General features: G+C 39.4%; 1 pseudogene. It reads left to right on the top strand.

The features are described 5' to 3' along the window. A pseudogene (locus J7R07_RS07955) lies at positions 1-736 on the top strand (Vomp family autotransporter); the annotation flags it as partial.

Here is a 736-nt window from a genome sequence, read left to right as displayed (position 1 = left end):
ATGGCCCACAAATAACCACCGGTGGTATTGATGCTAGCGGTAAAAAGCTAACAGGCTTAGCAAAGGGTACTGAAGATACTGATGCTGTTAACAAAGCACAACTTGATGCAAGTTTGAAGGATCTTTCTAACAATCTTCAGTCTGAAGATTCATCTGTTGTCCATTACGATAGAAAAGATGGTAAAACTGATTATACGAATGTGACTTTGGGTGGTAAAGAGAAGAGCTTAGTTGGCCTCCATAATGTTGGGAATGGTCAGATTAGTGAGAGTTCACATGATGCGATCAATGGTTCTCAGCTTTATTTATTGGGTAATGGTTTAGCGCGGTCTTTAGGAGGTGGAGCTCAGTATGAGAATGGCGAATGGAAAGCCCCAAAGTTTAAGGTTCATGTAGTCAAGGAAGATGGCAGTGCAGTTGAAGAGACAAGCTATGATAGTGTATCGGAAGCGTTTGCTGGTGTAGGCAATTCTATCACGAATATTCATAAAGAACTTAAAAATGAGATTACCCAAGTTGTAGGAGATAGTCTTGTTAAGCAGGATGCTGCAGGTGTTATCAATATTGGTAAAGAAATAGAAGGCAGTAAAATCAGTATCGCGAATAAAATTGGTGTGCATCGTGTAATTTCTGGTGTTGGTGAGGGAAAGAACAATGATGATGCTGTTAATAAAGGCCAACTAGATAAAAGTTTGAAGGATCTTTCCAACAATCTTCAATCTGAAGATTCATCTGT

It is taken from the genome of Bartonella phoceensis, assembly GCF_902825145.1.
Classification (GTDB): domain Bacteria; phylum Pseudomonadota; class Alphaproteobacteria; order Rhizobiales; family Rhizobiaceae; genus Bartonella; species Bartonella phoceensis.
Note: the sequence above shows the minus strand (reverse complement) of the source record. Positions and strands in the feature narration are given on the sequence as shown.